The organism is Paraburkholderia sp. J11-2, from assembly GCF_905220185.1.
Lineage (GTDB): Bacteria > Pseudomonadota > Gammaproteobacteria > Burkholderiales > Burkholderiaceae > Paraburkholderia.
The window spans coordinates 1-20118 of the sequence record NZ_CAJMYY010000004.1 but is presented as its reverse complement, the minus strand read 5'-3'; the positions used below and the strand labels follow the sequence as shown (position 1 = coordinate 20118).

17 protein-coding genes are annotated in these 20118 nt (G+C 66.2%); 6 read left to right on the top strand and 11 right to left on the bottom strand.

The genetic code is table 11. The features are described from left to right. Positions 1-63 precede the first annotated feature (63 nt). A complete protein-coding gene (locus tag U5A57_RS06700; protein WP_321909255.1) occupies positions 64-480 on the top strand; it encodes a MarR family winged helix-turn-helix transcriptional regulator in 417 nt (138 codons plus the stop codon). 64 nt (positions 481-544) lie between these two features. Next, complete coding sequence (locus U5A57_RS06695) at positions 545-694, top strand: hypothetical protein (protein WP_321909253.1); 150 nt, start codon at positions 545-547, stop codon at positions 692-694. A 50-nt stretch (positions 695-744) separates the two neighbouring features. Here the strand turns inward: U5A57_RS06695 and zwf are convergent, their stop codons facing one another. Both zwf and U5A57_RS06685 read right to left on the bottom strand, forming a co-directional pair. Beyond that, positions 745-2220: a glucose-6-phosphate dehydrogenase gene (gene zwf / locus U5A57_RS06690; protein ID WP_321909251.1), complete on the bottom strand. Its 1476-nt coding sequence runs from the start codon at positions 2218-2220 to the stop codon at positions 745-747. Positions 2221-2454: 234 nt separating this feature from the next. After that, positions 2455-3798, bottom strand: coding sequence for an Nramp family divalent metal transporter (locus U5A57_RS06685; RefSeq protein WP_321909249.1), 1344 nt, complete (start codon positions 3796-3798; stop codon positions 2455-2457). A 258-nt stretch (positions 3799-4056) separates the two neighbouring features. Between U5A57_RS06685 and U5A57_RS06680 the strand changes: the two genes are divergently transcribed. The 3 genes from U5A57_RS06680 (at position 4057) to U5A57_RS06670 (ending at position 7353) form a co-directional block, all read left to right on the top strand. Further along, complete coding sequence (locus U5A57_RS06680; RefSeq protein ID WP_321909247.1) at positions 4057-5043, top strand: beta-propeller fold lactonase family protein; 987 nt, start codon at positions 4057-4059, stop codon at positions 5041-5043. Between the two features lie 13 nt (positions 5044-5056). Next, positions 5057-6064 carry a sterol desaturase family protein gene (locus tag U5A57_RS06675; protein WP_321909245.1) on the top strand — a complete coding sequence of 336 codons (1008 nt, stop codon included), beginning with the start codon at positions 5057-5059 and terminating at the stop codon, positions 6062-6064. Positions 6065-6231: 167 nt separating this feature from the next. Next, the gene (locus U5A57_RS06670; protein WP_321909243.1) at positions 6232-7353 is read left to right on the top strand and encodes a 3-deoxy-7-phosphoheptulonate synthase; all 1122 of its coding nucleotides are present in this window, start codon (positions 6232-6234) and stop codon (positions 7351-7353) included. 14 nt (positions 7354-7367) lie between these two features. Here U5A57_RS06670 and U5A57_RS06665 read toward each other — a convergent pair whose 3' ends face one another. From U5A57_RS06665 to dbpA, 6 genes are all read right to left on the bottom strand, one after another. Next, on the bottom strand, positions 7368-8003 hold the full coding sequence (locus tag U5A57_RS06665; protein ID WP_321909241.1) for a DUF2894 domain-containing protein: 636 nt from the start codon (positions 8001-8003) through the stop codon (positions 7368-7370). Beyond that, positions 7993-8640, bottom strand: a complete 648-nt coding sequence (locus U5A57_RS06660) for an OmpA family protein (RefSeq protein WP_321909240.1) — start codon at positions 8638-8640, stop codon at positions 7993-7995. The genes U5A57_RS06665 and U5A57_RS06660 overlap by 11 nt, the downstream gene beginning before the upstream one ends. Next, positions 8637-11516: a DUF802 domain-containing protein gene (locus tag U5A57_RS06655; RefSeq protein WP_321909238.1), complete on the bottom strand. Its 2880-nt coding sequence runs from the start codon at positions 11514-11516 to the stop codon at positions 8637-8639. The genes U5A57_RS06660 and U5A57_RS06655 overlap by 4 nt, the downstream gene beginning before the upstream one ends. Before the next feature lie 22 nt (positions 11517-11538). Continuing rightward, positions 11539-12252, bottom strand: coding sequence for a DUF3348 domain-containing protein (locus U5A57_RS06650; RefSeq protein WP_321909237.1), 714 nt, complete (start codon positions 12250-12252; stop codon positions 11539-11541). Between the two features lie 145 nt (positions 12253-12397). After that, positions 12398-13048 (bottom strand): DsbA family oxidoreductase, encoded by a 651-nt coding sequence (locus U5A57_RS06645; RefSeq protein WP_321909236.1) that lies wholly within the window; start codon positions 13046-13048, stop codon positions 12398-12400. Positions 13049-13155: 107 nt separating this feature from the next. Next, positions 13156-14553: an ATP-dependent RNA helicase DbpA gene (dbpA, locus tag U5A57_RS06640; RefSeq protein WP_321909235.1), complete on the bottom strand. Its 1398-nt coding sequence runs from the start codon at positions 14551-14553 to the stop codon at positions 13156-13158. A gap of 596 nt (positions 14554-15149) precedes the next feature. Between dbpA and U5A57_RS06635 the strand changes: the two genes are divergently transcribed. Then, a complete protein-coding gene (locus U5A57_RS06635; RefSeq protein WP_321909233.1) occupies positions 15150-16307 on the top strand; it encodes a porin in 1158 nt (385 codons plus the stop codon). Between the two features lie 192 nt (positions 16308-16499). Here the strand turns inward: U5A57_RS06635 and U5A57_RS06630 are convergent, their stop codons facing one another. The 3 genes from U5A57_RS06630 to U5A57_RS06620 all read right to left on the bottom strand — a co-directional run bounded on the left by U5A57_RS06630 (position 16500) and on the right by U5A57_RS06620 (position 19442). Continuing rightward, positions 16500-17768, bottom strand: a complete 1269-nt coding sequence (locus tag U5A57_RS06630; RefSeq protein ID WP_321909232.1) for an MFS transporter — start codon at positions 17766-17768, stop codon at positions 16500-16502. Positions 17769-17829: 61 nt separating this feature from the next. Next, positions 17830-18639, bottom strand: coding sequence for a siderophore-interacting protein (locus tag U5A57_RS06625; protein WP_321909229.1), 810 nt, complete (start codon positions 18637-18639; stop codon positions 17830-17832). Between the two features lie 68 nt (positions 18640-18707). Further along, positions 18708-19442: a PadR family transcriptional regulator gene (locus U5A57_RS06620; RefSeq protein WP_415764611.1), complete on the bottom strand. Its 735-nt coding sequence runs from the start codon at positions 19440-19442 to the stop codon at positions 18708-18710. Between the last annotated feature and the right edge of the window lie 676 nt (positions 19443-20118).

The following is a 20118-nucleotide window of genomic DNA, read 5'->3' as shown; positions in this document are numbered from 1 at the left end:
ACCTGTCATGCGCAATATGCGTGGATCGTTGCATAGCTAACTATATTGAGTTATCCTCTGCGCATGTTCGATCATTGCCTTTACTTCAACACCACGGCGCTCGCGCGGCGCCTCGAGCGCGAATGGGCGGAAGCCTTCGAACGCTTCGAACTTACGCCGCCGCAGGGTTTCATGCTGCGCGCCGTGCTGGAGCGTCCCGGTTCGCTGCAGCGCGAACTGGCCGATCTGCTTTCCATCGCGCGGCCCACGGCCACGCGCGTGCTCGACGGCCTCGAGGCGCGCGGCTATGTGGAGCGCCACCGCACGGAAGGCGACGGCCGCGAAGTGGCGATCGTGCCCACGGCGCAGGCCATGGCGATTCGCGAGGCGCTCAACGCGGCGAGCGCGGCGGTCGCGAGCCGCCTGAAGCGCACGCTCGGCGGCGAGGCATTCGTGGATACGGTGTCGCGCCTGCGCACCGCGCGCGCGACGTTGGGCTGAAAGCACTGGGGCGCGCGTGATGCGCAGCCTTGAAGCAAGGAATTAAAGAGTAGGGAGTGGCATCATGCGGCGCATCGGCGCTTTCTGTATTTCAACCTGGCTTGCGGCCGCGGTTCTTTTTCTCGGGCGCCATTCGGTGCCGATGATCGCGCTGAGCGGCGTGATCGTGTTCGCCGGCTTCGATCTTTTTCGTCCCGATTCGGGGGACCAGTAACACAGTGCTGCGAGCGCCGCGCGTTGCGCGCGGCGCTCGCGTCCTTCACATCACATCTCTTCGGCCCACGACAGGTTTTCGCGCGCGAGCAGCGCCGACGACGCCGCCGGCCCGAACGTGCCCGCCGTGTAGGTGCGCGGGCGATCGTTCAGTTCCTTCCAGCCGTTGAGAATCGGCTCGACCCACGTCCATGCGGCTTCCAGTTCGTCGCGGCGCATGAAGTGCGTGAGACGGCCGCGGATCACGTCGATCAGCAAACGCTCGTACGCTTCTGCGCGGCGCTCGGGAATAGCCTGCTGCAGGTCGAGATTCAGGCTCACCGGCAGCATGTTCATGCCGCTGCCCGGTTCCTTCGCGAGCATCTGCAACTGGATCGACTCTTCCGGCTGAAGCTGGATCACGAGACGGTTGCCATAGTTGCGCGGGCCGCTCGGGAAGATCGAGAACGGCAGGTCCGCGAATTCGATCACGATTTCCGACTGGCGCTTCTGCAAGCGCTTGCCCGTGCGCAGGAAGAACGGCACGTTGGCCCAGCGCCAGTTGTTGATGTGCGCGCGCAGCGCGACGAACGTTTCCGCCTTGCTGTCGGCCGGCACGTTGTCTTCTTCCAGATAGCCCTTCACCGGCTGGCCGTCCACGGCGCCCGCCGCGTACTGGCCGCGCACGGTGTCGCGCGCGATGTCGGCAAGCGACATGGGGCGCAGCGAGCGCAGCACCTTGAGCTTTTCGTCGCGCACGGCGTCCGGGTCGAGCGAGACGGGCGGCTCCATCGCCACGATGCACAGCAGCTGCAGCAAGTGGTTCTGCACCATGTCGCGCAGCGCGCCCGTGTGATCGTAGAAGCCCGCGCGGCTGCCCACGCCCACGGTTTCCGCCACGGTGATCTGCACGCTGCGGATGTACGGCGCCTGCCACAGCGGCCCGAAGATCGGATTGCCAAAGCGCAGCACCATCAGGTTCTGCACCGTTTCCTTGCCCAGATAGTGGTCGATCCGGTAGATCTGCGACTCGGCGAAGTGCCGGCCCACCGACTCGTTGATCTCCTGCGCCGAGGCGAGATCGTGGCCGAGCGGCTTTTCGAGCACCACGCGCGAACTGCCGTCGATCAGACCGGCCGCCGTGAGGTTGTCGCAAATCGTCGTGAACAGTTCGGGCGACGTGGAGAGATAGAACACGCGCAGCGCATGCTCGCGCGACGCCGCCTTCAGGTTCCCGTAAGAGGCGGCATCGTTCACGTCGATGATCACGTACTGGAACAGGTTCAGATAGCGGTCCCACGCTTGCGCGTCGAATGCTTTCGCGTCGATGAACGGACGCGACTGCTCTTCCATGAACTTGCGATAGTCGTCGATCGTCCAGTTCTTGCGGCCCACGGCGATGATGCGCGTTTCCGGCGGCAGGTTGCCGTGCAGGTGCGCCATGTAGAGCGCGGGCAGCAGTTTGCGCGCGGCCAGGTCGCCTCCGCCGCCGAAAATAATCATGTCGACGGGCTGTTCGGGCAAGGCTTGGGCAGGCTGATTCGTCATGGCAGGTCGGAGGTGACGCGCGCTCGGGTAACGATGTCGGGCACGACCGTTAGACGGCTAGCGCGCGGTTGCAGAACCCGCACCCGTCGCAAGAGCGGGCGCGGCGAAAACGCTAATGGTGCATGGTTTCGCGCGAGTTTGCACGCGTGGCGCGAGCGCGGTGTTGCGCGACACCGCTTCGGTAATAAACCGACCGGCCGTTCATGCATGCATCGCGCGGCATTCAGCTGATCATTAGCCGAGCCCCGGCACCGCCACGCCGAAGGTCGCGAGCACCAACGCCACATTGAGCGCGAGCACCGTGAGCGCGCCCGCCACGGCTGCCACGGCCGTGAGCGCGCGATTACGATGGGGTCCCATCACGTCGCGCCGGCACGTGAGCCACACGAGCGCGGCCATCGGGAACGGCAGCGCGAGGCTCAGCACGACCTGGCTCATGACGAGCGCCTCCGTGGCGTTCACGCCGAGCGCCACCACGACGAAGCTCGGCACCATCGTCACCGCGCGGCGCAGCCAGAGCGGGATGCGGAAATTCACGAAGCCTTGCATGATCATCTGTCCCGCGAGCGTACCGACCACGGAACTCGAAATGCCCGAGGCGATCAGCGAGACGAGGAAGATGCTGGCGGCCGCCGCGCCCAGCAGCGGGGCGAGCGTGCGGTAGGCGGTCTCGATTTCGGCGACATCGGCATAGCCCTGGTGGAACGCGCCGGAGGCCATCACCACCATCGCCATGTTGATGAGCCCGGCCACCGAAAGCGCGGCCACGACCTCGACGTTGGAAAACTTTACGAGCCGCTTGCGCTCGGCGTCGTTGCGCGCGAGCACGCGCGCCTGGGTGAGCCCCGAGTGCAGAAAGAGCGCATGCGGCATGACCGTTGCGCCGATGATGCCGACCGCGATCGTCACGGCTTGCGCGTCGGGCAGGCTTGGCGTGGCGAGGTGACGCAAGAGGCTCGGCCACTCGACCGGCGCGATGAATAGCTCCAGAACATAACAAATGCCGATCACGCCCACGAGCGCGCCGATCAGGAGTTCGAGGGGCCGGAATCCCGCGCGCTGCAGGAACAGGAGCGCATAGGTGACGACGGCCGTCACTGCCATGCCCGCGAGCAGCGGCAGATGAAACAGCAGTGCAAGGCCGATCGCGCCGCCGAGGAACTCGGCGAGATCGGTGGCCATGGCGGCGATCTCGCTCACGATCCACATGAACCACACGAGCGGCGCGGGCAAGTTGTCGCGGCACAGTTCGGCGAGATTGCGCCCCGTGGCGATGCCAAGTTTCGCGGAAAGCCCCTGAAACAGCATGGCGATCACGTTGGCGAGCAGCACGACCCACAGCAGCGCGTAGCCGTAGCGCGCACCGGCCTGGATATTGGTCGCGATATTGCCGGGATCGATATAGGCGACGGAGATGACCACGGCCGGACCCGCGAGCGGCAGCAGAAGGGCGACGCCGCGGCGGCGTCCTTCGAGCGCTTCGCGCACCGCGGCGGCCGTGCTGCGGGACAGGCCGTCGGGCGCGCGCAAGCCGGTGTCCGCGTTATTCGCGCGGTCGTCGCGGGCGCGATGATCCATGCAACTTCTCGCACGAGAAAGAGTCTGTTAGCGCATCCCAATGCCATGACCCTTGCACGGAGCAGACGCGAATGCGCCCGCAAATGCGGCAAATGTGTTGCAAAGGCGTCATCGGAATCGGGCCCTCATGCGTTAAGCAGGCAATCCGCGCGCCTGCCTTGGCACTATCTCAGCACAAACCGGCGCAGCGCGCCTTCGCTGCTCTCTTTCCCTTACGAAATGCCTGAATTCCCGATCTTTTCGAATGCACCGGCTCACATGAAAAAAACGCTCGCTTCCGCGCTGCTGATGAGCGGCCTCGCATGGGGCGCGCTCGCCCACGCCGACGACAAGGTCATCGTGCTCGACTCGGGCGAGGCGAAGCTTTCGCTCATCGACGAGGCGAGCCGCACCGTGGTCGGCACCGAACCCACGGGCAAGGAACCGCATCACCTGATGATCACGCCCGATGGCAAGTCGCTCATCGTCGCCGATTCGGTGTCCAACGACCTGCTGTTTCTCGACCCGCATACGGGGCAGGTACAGCGCCGCCTGGAAGGCATTGAAGATCCGTATCAGCTCGGCTTCTCGCCCGACCGCAAATGGTTCGTGACCGCGGGCCTGCGGCTCGACCGCGTGGACGTCTATCACTACGACGGCCAGAACCTCACGATCGCCAAGCGCATTCCGCTCGCGAAAACGCCGAGCCACATCACGTTCGCCTCCGACAACAAAACGGCGTTCGTCACGCTGCAGGACACGGGCGAAGTGGCCGCGATCGATCTGCCGACGCAAACGGTGCTCTGGAAGCTGCACGTGGGCAACACGCCCGCGGGCCTGTGGATGACGCCCGGCGACAAGTATCTGCTCGTCGGCATGACGGGCGAGGACAACGTGGCCGTGGTGGACTGGCACAACCGCACGGTCGTGAAAAAGATCCAGACCGGCCGCGGCGCGCATAACTTCCGCAATCTGGACGATGGCAAACATATCGCCGTGTCGAATCGCGTAGAGAGCACGATCAGCATTCTCGACTACACGACGCTCACCAAAGTGGCCGACATCACGGGCCTGCGCCCCGGTCCCGACGACATGGAGCTTTCGGCGGACAAGCGTTACCTTTGGGTGACGTTCCGCTTCGCGAAGCACGTAGGCGTGATCGACCTGACCACGCGCAAGCTGATCGACACGATCGCGGTGGGCCGCTCGCCGCACGGCATCTACTTCGCGAACAGCGCGCCGTTCTACGCGCCGAACCCGGACTGATTGGGGAGTCTCGATGCTCGACACGCTGCTTTCGCAGGCCGACAACCTCGTTTCGTGGCTGCAGACGCTTGTCTACGTGGACGTGGTGCAGCCGATCTTCTACAAGATCGGCCTGATGGGCTATGACGAGGACACCTACGACGCGCTCTACTGGGTGATCGTGGGCGTGCTGCAGATCTGTGCCTCGTATGTGCTGCTGCGCCCGCTCGAAGCGCTGCGTCCCGCGGAAAACTGGGGCGATCGCAAGGCGTTGCGCGCCGACGTCTGGTACACGTGGATCGCGAAGCTCGGCATTCTGAACATCGCCTTCTTCTTCTTGCTCACGCCCGTGTTCAATCACTGGCAGAGCCTGATGGCGATCCACAACGTGCCGAACATCGAAGTGGACAGTCTCTGGCCCGGCGTGACCGACAAGCCGCTCGTGTCGTTCCTGATTTATCTCGTCGTGCTCGACTTCGCGGGCTACTGGTATCACCGCTGGCAGCATCGCTTCGGCGTGTGGTGGGAACTGCATGCCGTGCATCACAGCCAGCAGCAGATGTCGCTGTGGTGCGACGATCGCAATCATTTCCTCGACGACATCGTGCAGGCCGCGTTCTTCGCGGGCATCTCGCTCTTTATCGGCGTGCCGCCCGCGCAGTTCGTCGTGCTCGTGGCCGTGAGCAACTTCATGCAGAGCGTGCAGCACGTGAATGCGCGGCTCGACCTTGGCTGGCTGCTCGAGCGCATCGTGGTGAGCCCGGCGTTTCATCGGCGTCATCACGCGATCGGCTACGGCCACGAAGGCACGCGCTACGGCTGCAACTTCGGCGTGCTGTTTCCGTGGTGGGACATGCTGTTCCGCACGGCGTCGTGGAACAAGCAGCACGAGCCCACCGGCATTCGCGACCAGTTGCCCGTGCCGCAGGGCCGGGGCGCGAACTATGGCGAAGGGCTGCTCGCGCAGCAGTGGTTTGCGCTCGTGCGCATCGCGCGGCGCCTTGCGGGCAAGGGCTATCCGATGGGAGACGCGGCGCGCTGACGGGAAGCGCGCAGTGTCATGGCCCTCATGCGAGGCGGTCTTCGGGCCGCCTCGTTTCGTTTCAGGATGACGTTTCGGGATGCCGCTGGCGCGCCGGATGCGATAATCGCGCATTCATCCCCCACACATGCATGATGCGCGCGTCAAAGGCGCAGTTGGAGAACATCTTGAGCCGTATCGACAATCCGCAGCACGACCAGGAAGTCGGCGTGGCCGACGCCACCCAGGACACGACCCGCATCGACGACACGCGCATCGGCGCCGTGCGTCCGCTCATTTCGCCCGCGCTGCTGCTCGACGAGCTGCCGGTGCCGCAGGACACGCAAAACCTCGTCGAAACGAGCCGCGGCGAGATCGCCGAGGTGCTCGCGCAGCGTGACGACCGGCTCGTGGTGGTGGTGGGCCCCTGCTCGATTCACGACCACGACCAGGCCATCGAATACGCGAAGCTCCTGAAGGCGAAGGCCGACACGCTCAAGGACGAACTGCTGATCGTCATGCGCGTGTACTTCGAGAAGCCGCGTACCACGGTGGGCTGGAAGGGCTATATCAACGACCCTCGTCTCGATGGCAGCTTCCGCATCAACGAGGGCTTGCGCGCGGCGCGCCAGCTGCTGCTCGACATCAACGCGCTCGGCCTGCCCACGGCCACGGAATTCCTCGATCTGCTGAGCCCGCAATTCATCGCCGACCTCGTGGCGTGGGGCGCGATCGGCGCGCGTACGACCGAAAGCCAGAGCCACCGGCAGCTGGCTTCGGGCCTCTCATGCCCGATCGGCTTCAAGAACGGCACCGACGGCGGCGTGCAGGTGGCGAGCGACGCCATCGTCGCGGCGCGCGCGAGCCACGCGTTCATGGGCATGACGAAGATGGGCATGGCCGCGATTTTCGAAACGCGCGGCAACGACGACTGCCATGTGATCCTGCGCGGCGGCAAGAGCGGGCCGAACTACGACGCGGCTTCCGTGGCGGCGTGCTGCGCATCGCTTGCGAAGGCGGGGCTGCGCGAGCAGGTCATGATCGACTGCTCGCACGCGAATTCGAACAAGGCGCATCAGCGTCAGATCGACGTGGCGCGCGATATCGGCGAGCAACTGGCGGGTGGCGACAAGCGCATTATCGGCGTGATGATCGAGAGCCATCTCGAAGAGGGCCGCCAGGACCAGAAGCCGGGCGTGCCGCTCAAGCGCGGCGTGTCGATTACCGACGCGTGCATCAGCTGGGCGCAAACGGCGCCGGTGCTCGATGGGCTGGCGCAGGCGGTGCGGGAGCGGCGCAAGGCGGGGTGAGGGCGCTAACGCCCCTAGCGCCCCTTGCGCGCCCCTTTCTTCGCCGCCGTCGCCCGCGGCGCCTCCTTCACCGGCGCCGCAACGCCCACACTCGCATTCAACTGCTCGAGCCACGAAAGCGCATCGGCATAGGCGAGAAACTGCTGCAGATACCCCGGCGACACCTCGCGCATGAGCGAGAGCGCGCGATGCACGAGGCTGCTCGAATTGAGCGGCCCGGCGTTTCTGGGCACCTGGTCCAGCGACTGCCGCAACTGCTTTTCGGAGCGCACGCGCGACCATGTTTGCCGGAAGTATTCGACCAGCTCCGGGTCCGGCTCGTGCCGCACCCGCGTTGCCGGTTGTGCGGGCTCCGCACGCGCGAGCGAATCGACGAGGCGGCCCAGTTCGCTCCTCGCCCTCTCGTCGCGGAGCGTGTGCGTGATTTTCGAGTCCTCGCGCGCGAGGTCGTCGGCAAAGGCGCCCAGCAGTTGCGCGAGCCGCGCGTCGATGAGCCGCCGCGCGTCGCCCGCATGCGCGGCGGCGCGCCGCTCCAGCGCCTCGATCAAATGAAAGCGCACCGGGTCGAGCTGGTCCGCGCCGCGGGCGCGCCAGGCGTCGAGCAGGGCGCGTGCGTCAGGGGCCGACTGCGGGCCCATGTCATTGACCATGCTTGCTCTCGCCGACGGTCGGCCGCGGCACCGGCGCAATCTCCACGCGGCGGTTCTTTGCGCGGCCGGTCTCGTCGGTGTTGGCGCTCACCGGCTGCTCGGAGCCGAACGCGGCCGCGAACACCGACGACGCGGGAACCCCTTCGTCGATGAACGCGCGCGTGACCGTCAGCGCGCGTTCGGCCGAAAGCTCCCAGTTATCCGCGAAGCGGCGGTTGCCGGCGTGCACTTGCTGGTCGTCGGCGAAACCGCTCACCATCAGGATTTCATCGCGAGTCTTCAAGTACGCCGCGAGCGGACCGGCAAGGCTCTTGAGCAGATCGCGGCCCTGCGGCGTCAACTGGTCCGAGTTCAGCGCGAACAGCACGCTGCCGCTAATGCCGATGCGGCCGTTCACGAGCGTCACGCGCCCCGCCGCGAGCGGGCCCGCGAGCGCTTCTTCGAGCGTCTTGCGGCGCTCGGTTTCGGCCTTGCGTTGTTTCACCTCGTTCGCGAGCCGGCTCGACAGTTCGAGCTGCATGCCGACCACGCCGACGAGGATCAGCAGGAACGCGCCCAGCAGCACCGACATCAGGTCGGCGAACGCGGGCCAGACCGGCGCGGCAGGGGCTGCGCCGCCGTCGATTTCGTCGTTCATGCCGCATCCGCTCCGGCGGTCGCGCGCTGGCTGGCGAGCTGCTGCAGGTTCTCGACGATCTGCTTCTGCGACAGCATGCTCAGGTCGATGACTTCACGCGCCTGCGCCACGTAGTAGGCGAGCTGGTCGTCGCTGCGCGCGAGCGACTTGTCGAGCGCGGCCTCGATGCGCTCCAGATGCGCCACGAGCTTGTCGTTCGATTCGCCGAACACGCTCACGGCCGCGCCGAACGCGTCGCCGAGGCTCGCCACTTCGACGGCGCTGCCGCTCACCTGCGCGGCAATCGCGCCCAGCTTGCCGCTTTCGGCTTCGACGTTCGCGCTGAACTGGGCGCCCACGCGTTCGAGCAGATCCGACGACGTGGAGACGAGCGCGTCGATTGCCGAGCGCTGCTCGGTGGAGGCGCGGTTCACGGCGTCGAGCAGCGTTTCGAGCGTGGCGAGCAGGCGATTGCGCTCGTCGAGCATCGCGGTGTCGCGAACCATGCTGTCTGAGAGCTTCTGGCGCAGCTCGGCGATGACTTCAGCCGCTGCTTGCGGGGCGGCCGACGCGGCCTGCACGAGGCTGCCGATTTCGGCGATCGTGCTGGCGTTATGGGCCTGCGACTGCGTGGTGATGTCGCTGGCGGTCCGGGCGAGCGCCTCGCAGATTTCCTGCTGGCGCTGCGCAGTGGCCGCGCTCGTGGTTTCCCATTGCTCGCGCAATGCGGCGGACATCGTGGCTAGCGTGGCAGTCCATGCGGCGAGACGTTGCTCGTCGCGCGAGGAGATCTCCGTGTGCAGGTTCGCGGCGGCCTGCGGTGCTTCAGCCGCGGCTTGTACCAGGCGATCGATCTCGGCGATCGTATTCGTTGCGTGGCGTTGCGACTGCGCGGCGATCTCGTTCGCGTGTTGCGCGAGCGTCGCGCAGACTTCCTGCTGGCGTTGCGCAGTGGTTGCGCTCGTTGCTTCCCACTCCTGGCGCAATCCGGCCGCCATCGTCGCGAGCGACGCCGTCCATGCTTCGACGCGTTGCTCGTCGCGCGCCGAAATTTCCGCATGCAGGTTCGCGGCAGCCTTCGGTGCTTCCGAAGCGGCATCGACGAGACGATCGATCTCGGCAATCGTCTTGCTCGCGTGCTGCTGCGATTGCGCGGCGATCTCGTTCGCGGTTTGCGCGAGCGCCGCGCAGATTTCCTGCTGACGCTGCGCCGAAAGCGCGCTAGCCGCTTCCCACTCCGCGCGCAGCCCGGCGGCCATCGTCGCGAGCGACGCCGTCCACGTTTCGATGCGTTGCTCGTCGCGCGCCGAAATTTCCGCATGCAGGTTCGCGGCAGCCTTCGGCGCCTCCGAAGCGGCATCGACGAGACGGTCGATTTCGGCAATCGTCTTGCTCGCATGCTGCTGCGACTGTGCGGCGATATCGTTCGCGGTTTGTGCGAGCGTCGCGCAGATTTCCTGCTGACGTTGCGCCGAAACCGCGCTCGTTGCCTCCCACTGCGTACGCAGTTCGGCACCCACGGTCGCGAGCGCTTTGGCCCAGCTTGCGAGCCGCGCTTCGTCGCGCGCGCCGAGCTTCGTTTGCAAGTCCGCATGAGATGCGTCGAGCGTGCGCAGCAGCGACGCCGAATGCTGTTCGAACGTGGCCGCCGCCGTGGCGAGCGCCTGCTGGTTGCCCGTGGCGAGTTTTTCGCCGGTGCGCTCCTGCTGCTCGAGCGCCGCCTGCCAGGCCTGTGACATCGTTCCCGAAGCGCTTTCGAAGCGCGTCGAGACGCCGTCGAGCAGCCCGGCGGCACGTTGCTCGAAGCTTGCGTTGAAGCGCTCCAGCGCGCCGCCCAGGTCGGCGGCCAGCGCCTCGTTGGTCTGGCGGTGTTGCGCGAGCGCGCGGTTCCAGATCTCGGCGACGTTTGCCGTCGACGCCTCGAAGCCGCTTGCGAGCCCTTCGAGCTGCTGCTGCACCGCCTGCGTGAGCGCACCCTGCATCGACGCCGATTCGCGCGCGAGGCCCGCCATGGTCGCTTCCACCACCGGCTGCAGCGCCGCGCCCGCGGCACGCGCGCTTTCGGCGGCGCTCGACTTGAGCGACTGGCCCACGGAAGCCGCGAGGCGGCTCCAGGCGGCTTCGGCGTTCGCGGCGAAGGCCTGTTGGGTGGCGATCTGCTGTTCGTGCTGCGCGGCGCCCTGGCGCTCGATCAGCGTCATCAGCGCGCCGAGCTTGTCGACCAGCGCGGGCATGGCGTCGGCCTGGCGCTGCAGCAGCTTGAACGAGGCTTCGCGCTGATGGGCCGGCGAGAAGGCGCGCAGCGTCGTCGCGATCTTCGCGTCGAGCTGCTGCGCGGCCGCGATGCGCTCGCGGCGGCACAGCGCGGAGAGCAGGCCGAGCATGGCGGAAGTGGCCACACCCGCGATGGAGGTGCCGAACGCGAAGCCGAGGCCGTTCACCGGCGCGGCGAGCGAGGCGCGGATCGCATCGAGGTCGGTGGCGCTTTCCAGCGCCGCGCCCGTGCCCTTGAGCGTCACGACCATGCCGAGCAGCGTGCCGAGCATGCCGAGCAGCACCAGCAGGCCCGTGAGGTACGGCGCGAGCGCCGGGCCCGGCAGGGCCGCGCGCTCGCCTTCGACACGCGCGCGCACCGCGTTGCGCAGGCCCGGATGCACCGTGTCGAGCCAGCCGGCCAGGCGCGCGGGCGGCGCGTTCAACTGCGCGAGCGCCTGGACGAGCGTGGTCGTGGCCTGCTGAAAGCGATAAAGCTCCCAGGCGCCCGCGACATAGCACGCGCCGATCAGCAGCGTGACGGCGCTCGCAAGCGGGTTGGTGAGCGCGTAGCCGGCGCCGATCCAGCACACGGCGGCGAGACCCACGACGAAGACAACAGGTTCAATGCGAATTCGGGACATAGCGCGGGACATAGCGTTTGGGTTAGCTGGTGCGAAGGGCGGCAAGCAGCCCTTCCACCGGTTGAAACCGAATCTCAAGTTCGGCGAGCAACACGCTCTGCATATCTTTGCGAAAGCCGGCGAGCCACGCGTGCGGCGCAGCGCTTTCCGCGTCGGTTTGCGCAGCGGCGGCCGCCGCGCGCTGCCGCTCGAAATGCGCGCCGAGCAGCGCGGGCACGCCGGCGAGCAGGCTGCGCTCGCGCGCGCCGAGCGCCTGTTCCATGACGGCATCGACGGTCGCAAGGCGCGCGAGCGCAGGCGCGCGGGCGGCCAGCGCGGCGCGCAAACGGGCGCGCAGCGTGGCGATGTCATTCTCCATCGCCTGCTGCAGGGCCAGGTAGCGCTGGCGGAAATCCGCGAAATTGGGTTCCACATCGGCTGGCGGGCTGGCGGCCTGCGTGCGGCGACCATCGCGCCGCGCGGGCGCGCCTTCGCCAGCAATGGCCTTTCTCAGCGCCGCGCGCACGCGCTCGCTCTGGCTTTGTTCGGCACTGGCGCCGACGCGCGTTGCTGGCGCACCGCCCGGCGTTTGAACGTTCAGCGCCGTCGAAAGCGCGATAGCGTCCGTCCAGCCGAGCCACTGGCTCAGCTGGTCCGAGATCGATTGCCGGGATTCGGGCACCTCGGCTTCGCCGAAGCGCGCAAGTAAGCGAACGAGCGTCGGGCCGCTCAACGCGAGGCGTTGCGGGGCTAGCACTTTTCCACCTGGGCAAAAAACCCGCTAGTTTACACGCCCGCGAGCGGGCGGCCGGCATCGGCGGTTTGCCGGGCGCCTGAACGGCGCCGCCGCGAGCGGTGAAAGCGCGGCTCTCGCGGGCGCGAGGCCACGCCGCGCGGGGGCTTCAGGCCTTGGCGCTCTCGTCCAGAATTTGCTGGATGGCTTGCTCGAAGGTTTCGACGGGCTGGCCGCCGCTGATCAAATACTGCTGGTTGAAGATGATCCCCGGCACCGACTGGATGCCCGCCGCCTGGTATTCGTGCTCTTCGGCGCGCACCTCGTCGGCGTACTGGCCGCTTTCCAGGACTTCGCGCGCGCGAGCCGCGTCGAGCCCCACGGACTGCGCCGCCGCGACGAGCACCGCGTGGTCGCTCGTGTCCTTGCCCTCGCCGTGATACGCACGCAGCAGCGCGAGCTTGAGCGGCAGCTGCTTGCCTTCGATGCCGGCCCAGTGCAGCAGGCGATGTGCGTCGAACGTGTTGTAGATGCGCTCGCGCGGCCCGAACGAGAAGCCGACGCTCGCGCCGCGCTCACGGATCATGGCCTGCGTCTCGGCGATCTGTTCGGGCGTGCGGCCGTACTTCTTGCCGAGATACTCGACCACGGATTCGCCGCCCGGGCCCATCTGCGGATTCAGTTCGAACGGATGCACGACGATCTGCGCATCGACCGTGTCGCGCAGACGCTCGAGCGCGAGATTCAGCGACGAGAGGCCGATCGCGCACCACGGGCACGCGATGTCGGAGACGAAATCGATTTTGAGCGTTTGTTTCATGGCTTTCCTGATCCGGTTGAGCGCGGAGTCACTGGGGCGCAGTGCATGGCGGGTGCGCAAACGGCGTGCGCACCCGGCGCGGATGATTCGTCAGCGTGTACGGGGGCTTATTCGTCCATCATGCGGGCTTTGACCTTCTTGCCCTTGACCTTGCCCGCGTTGAGCTTGCGCAGCGCGTCGCGCGCGATGCTGCGCTCCACGGCCACGTAGGTCGAAAAATCGGTCACGTTGATCTTGCCGATCTGCGCGCCGCTGAAGCCCGCTTCGCCGGTGAGCGCGCCCAGCACGTCGCCGGGACGGATCTTTTCCTTGCGCCCGCCGAGGATCTGCAGCGTTTCCATCGGCGGCAACAGCGGCTCGTTGCTGGCGGGCTTCAGCTCCGCGAGAGGGCTCCACTCGACTTCACGCTTGAGCGCCTGCTCGATGCCGCCCACGCGGCCCATTTCGTCCATGCTCGCGAGGCTGAGCGCCCAGCCGTCCTGGTCGGCGCGGCCCGTGCGGCCGATGCGGTGCACGTACACCTCGGGGTCGGGCGTCACGTCCACGTTGATCACGGCTTCGAGCTGCGCGATGTCGAGGCCGCGCGCGGCCACGTCGGTGGCCACGAGCACCGAGCAGCTGCGGTTGGCGAACTGGATCAGCACCTGGTCGCGCTCGCGCTGGTCGAGCTCGCCGTGCAGCGCGAGCGCGTGAAAGCCCTGCGCGCGCAGCACGTCGAGCAGGTCGCGGCATTGCTGCTTCGTGTTGCAGAACGCGAGCGTGCTAACCGGCCGGTAGTGATTGAGCAGCATGCCCACGGCGTGCAGGCGCTCGTCTTCCGTGACTTCGTAAAAGCGCTGGCGGATCTTGCTGTCGTCGTGATGTTCTTCGAGCTTGACTTCCTTCGGATTACGAAGGAACTGCTGGCTCAGCTTCGTAATGCCTTCCGGGTAGGTCGCCGAAAAGAGCAGCGTTTGACGCTCCTTCGGGCATTGGCGCGCCACGGTGGCGATGTCGTCGAAGAAGCCCATGTCGAGCATGCGGTCGGCTTCGTCGAGCACGAGCGTATTGAGCGCGCCGAGCGCGAGGTTGCCGCGCTCCAGATGGTCCATGATGCGGCCAGGCGTGCCCACGACGATGTGCGCGCCATGTTCGAGGCTCGCCGCCTGCGGACGCATGGGCGTGCCGCCGCACAGCGTGAGCACCTTGATGTTTTCTTCGGCGCGCGCGAGGCGGCGGATCTCCTGCGTGACCTGGTCGGCCAGCTCGCGCGTGGGGCAGAGGATCATGGCCTGCACGTCCTGGCGGCGCGCGTCGAGACGCGAGAGCAGCGCGAGCGAGAAGGCGGCCGTCTTGCCGCTGCCGGTCTTGGCCTGGGCGATCAGGTCGTGGCCCGCGAAAGCGATGGGCAGGCTCGCGGCCTGGATCGGCGTCATGTCGACGTAGCCGAGGCGCGTGAGGTTGGCGAGCGTGGCGGGCGCGAGCGGCAGCTCGCTAAAGGGCGTTGCAGTGGCTTTGTTTGTCATGACGGGGTCTCGCGCCGGACGGGTGAGGGCGACGCGGCCGTTCGGTAGAAGTGGCGTCGATGCGGGTGGTGCGCGCGCAATGCGCGCGAGCGTTCCGGGATTTTAACGGATGCGCGCGCTCGCGCCCGCGCGCGTGCCGCGCGAGGGGAATGACGGGCGCCATAGAGGAGGCCGAAAACGTCTCGTTTGATAATCGCGATTTCACGCAATAATAATCGCCGCATATGGAAATAATGCACGCGCGCGATATGACTGGTATTGTCGTGATAAAGTTCAACTCATCAAGGAAATTTTAATTTCCCGAAATACCCGGCAATTAAGCCGATTTCCACAATAATCGAATTCCAGTGCCGATCCGGGCGTCGCGTGATTGCCACACGGCCTATTCAGGCTGATCGGTGCATTACTCCGTATTTCCCATTTACAACAGGCACTTACGGAATTTTCGTTCGATATTTCCAGATTTAGCAAATATCTGTTACAGCGTTTGCCAAGGCGATTTAAAGCCTTTGACACGTAGACTTCGCCCGGGATTGCCGGTGTGGCTCCAATACCCGGAGCCGCTTCAGCGCGGTCTGAATGTCATAAGGAAAGTCATGAAGAATACTTTGATTATCGCGGGCGTCCTCGGCGCTTTCGCAGCCTCCGCTCACGCACAAAGCAGCGTTACTCTCTACGGCGCACTGGATGCGGGTATCGTCTATGCGAACAATGCAGGCGGCCACGCCGCATGGAACCAGGGTAGCGGCACCGTTGGCGACACGTACTTCGGCCTGAAGGGCAGCGAAGACCTGGGCGGCGGTCTGCACGCGATCTTCACGTTGGAAAACGGCTTCAACCTGAACAACGGCAAGGACACCGAGAGCGGCACGATGTTCAACCGTCAGGCGTTCGTCGGTCTGCAGAGCGACCGCTTCGGTACGCTGACGCTCGGCCGCCAGTACGACTCGATGGTCGACTACCTCGCTCCGCTGTCGGAAACCGGCTCGGGCTACGGCAACAACCTCGCCGCTCACCCGTTCGACAACGACAACCTCGACCACTCGTTCTCGATCAAGAACGCGGTCAAGTATCAGAGCGTCAACTACCAGGGCTTCAAGTTCGGCGGCATGTACGGCTTCAGCAATGACGCCGGCCAGTTCGCGAACAACCGCGCATGGAGCGCGGGCGCATCGTACGGCAACGGCCCGCTGAACTTCGCGGCTGCCTACCTGCAGATGAACAACTCGCCGACGAACACGAACGCCAACGGCGCGAATTCGGCTTCGAACGGCAACAACTTCAATCTGTCGGCACAAACGCAACGCACGTTCGGCGCAGGCGTGAACTACAACTACGGCCCGGCAACGGTCGGCTTCGTGTGGACGCACACGCAGTACGAAAACCTGATCGCTGGCGGCCAGGGCGGCAACACGTTCTCGATCCCGTCGGGCACGAACCTGCACATGGACAACTTCGAGCTGAACGGCGCCTACGCGCTCACGCCGGCTCTCGCCCTGAACGCGTCGTACACGTTCACGGACGGCAAGGTCACGGGTTCGAACGGTTCGGGCGATCCGAAGTGGCACACGGTTTCGCTGACGGCTGACTACTCGCTCTCGAAGCGCACCGACGTGTACGCTGGCGCCGTGTACCAGCACGCTTCGGGCAGCCTCGGCGACGCCGGCGCGAACGTGGCGATGATCAACACGCTGTCGCCGTCGACCTCGCAGAACCAGGTCGCCGCAACGGTGGGTCTGCGTCACCGCTTCTAAGCATCACTGGCTCGCTCCCTCGTGGAGCGACGAAGCGCGAGCACCCGATCGGCCGGTCGGGGCCCGCGCTTCACGCGGGCCATACCCTTGGCCCGCTGCTTCATCCGCTTTCTACCTGAAGCACGACCGGTTCACGGTGCGTGGCGCGCTCATAAGGCGCGCCACGGCTGTGAACCGGTTTTCTTTTGTGGCTCAGGATTTCACAGCCGCTGGTGCGACGCTTGCCGCAGGCGCGGCTACGTCATTCGGCACGTCTTCCGTCGCTCCCCGCACCCGCGAAACCCATAGCACCGCCACGCATGTGAGCGCCGCCGCGATCCAGCCGTTCTGCCCAAAGCCGATGATCGCGCCGTGCGCGCCATTCGTGAGCCACTGGCCGCCCAGCCACGCGCCGATGCCCGTGCCGAGCGCCTGCACCGCGCTGTTGGCGCTCAGGAACGCGCCGCGCCGCGCGGGCTCGGGAATGGTGGTGAGCAGCGCCTGCATCGGCACCATGCGGCCCGACATCGAGATCATGAAGAGCGCGAAGAACGCCACGAGCGCGAAGAAGGGCAACGCGGGCAGATGCGTGACGAACAGCACCGGCGCGAGCGAGACGAGCGCCATCACGCGAAACACGCGGCGCTTGCCGTAGCGGTCCGCGAGACGGCCCACCGCGCGCGAGGTCATGAACGTCGCGGCGCCGCCCGCCATGTAGAGCCACGAGAGCTGCTGCGGCGCGACGCCATGATTGCCGACGAGCATCGGCGCGATGAACGGGATCACGAGCATATGCCCGGCCATCATCGTGAAGGTGAGCGCAAAGGCCTTCAGGTGGCGCGGCAACGTGAGCAGCTGCCAGAGATTCGGCAGCACTTGCGCGAGCGGCGTGCGCTGGCCGAGATGCTCGGTGAGCGAGGGCACGACGCGCGAGCCCGCGAGCCAGATCGCCACGGAGAGCGCGACGAGCAGCAGGAACGGCGCGCTCCAGCCGTAATGCGCGCCGAGCAGCACGCCGGCCGGCACGCCCGCAATGGCCGCAATGGAGAACGCCGTCATGATGATGCCCGTGGCCGCGCCGCGCCGCGCGGCGGGAATCACGTCGCTCACGATCGCCATCACGATCGAGCCGAGTATGCCGCCGGTGAGGCCCGCGAACGCGCGCGCTGCGAGCAGCAGATGAAAGTTCGTGGCGAGCGCACAGGCGAGATTGGAGAGCGCGAAGAGGGCATAGGCCACTTGCAGCAGACGGCGGCGATCGAAACGGTCGATATAGGTCGCCGCAAGGAGTCCTGATAGACCCGAGCAGAGCGAATACGCGGAAACGGCCGTTGCGAACGCCGCCGGCGTGATCGCGAACGCATGCATGATCTGCGGGCCGAGCGGCATCATCACCATGAAATCCATGATGACCGTGAACTGCGTGAGCGCCAGCAGCCAGAGCAGCGTGCGTTCGCGTAGCGGTGTGAGAGTAGTGGTCATGTATTGGCTTGGAGCCTGAAAGTAAAAAGGCGCGGCAGGGTTGCCGCGCCAGCAGGATCGATCAGTCGTCGATCGTTTCGTGGGCCGCCTGCGCGCCGCGCCGCCAGTAGGCGGAGGCGCGGATGCGCTTCTTGTCGACGCCACGCTCGTTGCACAGATGCGCGCGCACCGCACGGATTTCCGAGGCTTCGCCAGCGGCCCAGACGTAACCCTCGCCGGGCGGCAGCCACACTTCGGCTACGCCGTCCAGGAGCGGATGCTCCGACTCGCTTTCGTCGCGATAGCACCAGATGGCGTACAGGTCGGCTTCGGTGGGCAGCTCGATGCGGGCTGCGCGGTTCGCCACTTCGACGACTACGGCCACACGCGCGCCGGGCGGCAGTTCGGTGAGGCGCCGCTGGATCGCGGGCAGCGCCGTTTCGTCGCCGATCAGCAAATGCCAGTCGAAGCCCGTGGGAATCACCATGGAGCCGCGCGGGCCGCCCACGCCGAGATACTGGCCGGGCTGCGCCTGTGCCGCCCATGCGGTGGCCGGGCCGGCTTCGTGCAGTGCGAATTCCAGATCGAGCTCGTTACTTTGCGCATCGAAGCGGCGCGGCGTGTAGTCGCGCATGGCGGGACGCTCGACGCCATCGGGGTAGGCGACGCCGTCAGGACCCAAAGTTGGCACTACTGGCTTTTCTTCGCCAGCGGCGGGGAAGAACACCTTGACGTGATCGTCGAACGACGCCGAGACGAAGTCGCTCAGGTCGCCCGTGAGTGTCACGCGCACGAGCGCGGGCGAGAGCGCGGTGACGCGCGCCACGCGCAACAGTCGGAACTTCAGCGGGTGACGTACACGGACGACTTCGAGTTGGGACGGGTTCTGCATGTATGGCTCCGATGTTGGGGTGGTGCGGCGTGGCCGCCGCGTGGCGCGTGACGAATCGATGTGGCGTGTCAAACGCCTTCGCCCTCGCTGCCGTTTTCAATTTCCTGGGTGGCGCGCGCAAGAATCGCGGCGATGCGGCGCTGCTCTTCCGGCGCGACGTCGGTGCGGCGCAGCAGTGCGTGCTTGAGCGCGCGGCGTGCTTCGATCAGTTCGCGCACCCAGCCGCTGCCTTCGGCGGGATCTTCGCCGGCCATCGCGCGGCGCATGACTTCCATCTTGCGGCCGAAGTGCGTGAGCTTCGCGAGGATCAGGTCTGCGCGTTCGCGGTTGGTTTCGAGGTACGTGCGGCCTTCGGGCGAAAGCTCGTAGCGCTTGCGGTTGCCCTCCAGCGTCACGCTCACGTAGCCCAGTTCTTCCAGATACGTGAGGGCCGGATAGACCATGCCGGGGCTCGGGCTGTAGAAGCCGTTCGAACGCGCGTCGAGCGCCTTGATGAGCTCGTAGCCGTGGCTCGGGCGCTCGGCGAGCAGCACGAGCAGCATGAGCTGCAGGTCTTCGGAGCTGAACTTGCGGCCACGGCCGAAACCGTCGCCGTCGCCGAAACCGCCGAAACCGCGGCCGAAACCTTCGCCGAAGCGGTCGCCAAAGTCGCCGGGACCTTCGCCGCCGCGATGGCGGCCCATGGCGTGACGCAGCGCGTGAAGCGCCTGCATGGCCGGGTGACGGCCGCCGAAGAAAGCGCGCGGATCGCGCGCGGCGTGGCCGTGCCGGCCGGTATGACCAAACTGCAGATGGTGGCGCATAGGGCCTCCTTATCGCTAGGGTGTCTTAAAACATGTCTTAAGATATATATCTTAAGAGTGTTTGTCAAAGAGAATATTTGGGGGGCGGAGCGTGCGACGCAGTCTGCGGCGACCCCGCGGATGCAGGTCAGAAGAGCATGGGGCCAGATTACCGGAGGCGCGGTCCACGGGTAGCGAATCCCAGGTACCTTGATTCGGCCGCCCGCTCAACGTCTTCGCCGAGCGTACTTGCCAGTGGCGTGGATGGCGCAAACGGGTCCGAGTGACGGGCGTTGGGGGCGGTAGCGTGAGACGGAACGCCAGCGCCGTTCGGAGCACGCGTGCCAGGCGTTCGGGGCGGCGATAAGGCCGGTTAGCGCAATGGCGTATCTGCTCATCGTGCGCGCGCTTCCTGTGTCAGCCGGATCCAGTTGGCGCGAAAACCAGAAAGGGCGACGCGGTGTTGCGCGCCGGGCAAAGCGCGCAAAGGACGGTTTTGGGGAAATGTGTGTGTGATGGTTTCCTGCGACGCGGAGGGCGCTTGTCGACCCTTTCCCGTCATTCGTTCCCGTACGCTCTCGATGGCAGCTATCGGGTGCCCTGCAGACATCCGTGCGGGCATGCCAGCCGACGCGTGCGTGACCATCCCGATTGCATCGGTCCAGTGCGGGAACCGAATCGAGCTGTAGCATTAATG

What these genes read in the sequence shown, in the direction of transcription:
- U5A57_RS06700 (WP_321909255.1), top strand. Translation starts at nt 64, where the DNA reads ATGTTCGATCATTGCCTTTACTTCAACACCACGGCGCTCGCGCGGCGC.
- U5A57_RS06695 (WP_321909253.1), top strand. Translation starts at nt 545, where the DNA reads ATGCGGCGCATCGGCGCTTTCTGTATTTCAACCTGGCTTGCGGCCGCG.
- zwf (WP_321909251.1), bottom strand. Translation starts at nt 2,220, where the DNA reads ATGACGAATCAGCCTGCCCAAGCCTTGCCCGAACAGCCCGTCGACATG.
- U5A57_RS06685 (WP_321909249.1), bottom strand. Translation starts at nt 3,798, where the DNA reads ATGGATCATCGCGCCCGCGACGACCGCGCGAATAACGCGGACACCGGC.
- U5A57_RS06680 (WP_321909247.1), top strand. Translation starts at nt 4,057, where the DNA reads ATGAAAAAAACGCTCGCTTCCGCGCTGCTGATGAGCGGCCTCGCATGG.
- U5A57_RS06675 (WP_321909245.1), top strand. Translation starts at nt 5,057, where the DNA reads ATGCTCGACACGCTGCTTTCGCAGGCCGACAACCTCGTTTCGTGGCTG.
- U5A57_RS06665 (WP_321909241.1), bottom strand. Translation starts at nt 8,003, where the DNA reads ATGGTCAATGACATGGGCCCGCAGTCGGCCCCTGACGCACGCGCCCTG.
- U5A57_RS06660 (WP_321909240.1), bottom strand. Translation starts at nt 8,640, where the DNA reads ATGAACGACGAAATCGACGGCGGCGCAGCCCCTGCCGCGCCGGTCTGG.
- U5A57_RS06655 (WP_321909238.1), bottom strand. Translation starts at nt 11,516, where the DNA reads ATGTCCCGAATTCGCATTGAACCTGTTGTCTTCGTCGTGGGTCTCGCC.
- U5A57_RS06645 (WP_321909236.1), bottom strand. Translation starts at nt 13,048, where the DNA reads ATGAAACAAACGCTCAAAATCGATTTCGTCTCCGACATCGCGTGCCCG.
- dbpA (WP_321909235.1), bottom strand. Translation starts at nt 14,553, where the DNA reads ATGACAAACAAAGCCACTGCAACGCCCTTTAGCGAGCTGCCGCTCGCG.
- U5A57_RS06635 (WP_321909233.1), top strand. Translation starts at nt 15,150, where the DNA reads ATGAAGAATACTTTGATTATCGCGGGCGTCCTCGGCGCTTTCGCAGCC.
- U5A57_RS06630 (WP_321909232.1), bottom strand. Translation starts at nt 17,768, where the DNA reads ATGACCACTACTCTCACACCGCTACGCGAACGCACGCTGCTCTGGCTG.
- U5A57_RS06625 (WP_321909229.1), bottom strand. Translation starts at nt 18,639, where the DNA reads ATGCAGAACCCGTCCCAACTCGAAGTCGTCCGTGTACGTCACCCGCTG.
- U5A57_RS06620 (WP_415764611.1), bottom strand. Translation starts at nt 19,442, where the DNA reads ATGCGCCACCATCTGCAGTTTGGTCATACCGGCCGGCACGGCCACGCC.